Genomic DNA, 580 nt, shown 5'->3' on the forward strand with positions numbered 1-580 from the left:
TTGTCGGCCCGCCCTCTGCTGCAAAACCTGTTGCACCAGTTCAACCTGCAGGTTGCCGGGATCGACCTCACCCAACCCTATGTGTCGGCGGCGCTGTACCTAGGAATGGCGGCCATGGCGCTGGCGGCGCTCCTGCACTGGCTGTATGGGCCAGACAAACCCCTGCAGACGGGGATCGCTCTGACGCTGGCCAGCCTGGCTCTGCCGGTGGGGGTGGGCTACTTCATTCACGCTCAGCCGCAAGCGGCCTTCCTGTTGGGAGCCTTGACCACCGCCTTGATCCTGGCGGCGCTGCAGCCCATCCTCCTGCAGCAGGAGGGAAGAGGGGCGGAATCTCTGGGGATCCGAGGTTTGGGCCTGGCTGTGCTTGCCATTCTGGGATCCAACCTCAGCCGCGATTGGACGGTAACCGGCTTCCATGCCACCCGCCTGGAACGGGCGCTGGTGCTGGCCGGGGTGGTCGGGATCCTGGCGTTGATTCTCCTGCTCTGGCAAGGCTGGAGCCTGTGGCAATCCAGGAGAATGCGCGCCCCCGCCCGCTGATGAAACCTGTTCCCCTGGGCACCCTCGGCACCTGGCA

1 pseudogene is annotated in these 580 nt (G+C 65.5%); it reads left to right on the forward strand.

The window, feature by feature from the left end:
- Positions 1-543: pseudogene (locus NW819_RS14550) on the forward strand (hypothetical protein); the annotation flags it as partial.
- Positions 544-580: the final 37 nt, after the last annotated feature.

Source organism: Synechococcus sp. R8-2, from assembly GCF_047461715.1.
In the GTDB taxonomy this organism is placed as follows: domain Bacteria; phylum Cyanobacteriota; class Cyanobacteriia; order Thermostichales; family Thermostichaceae; genus Thermostichus.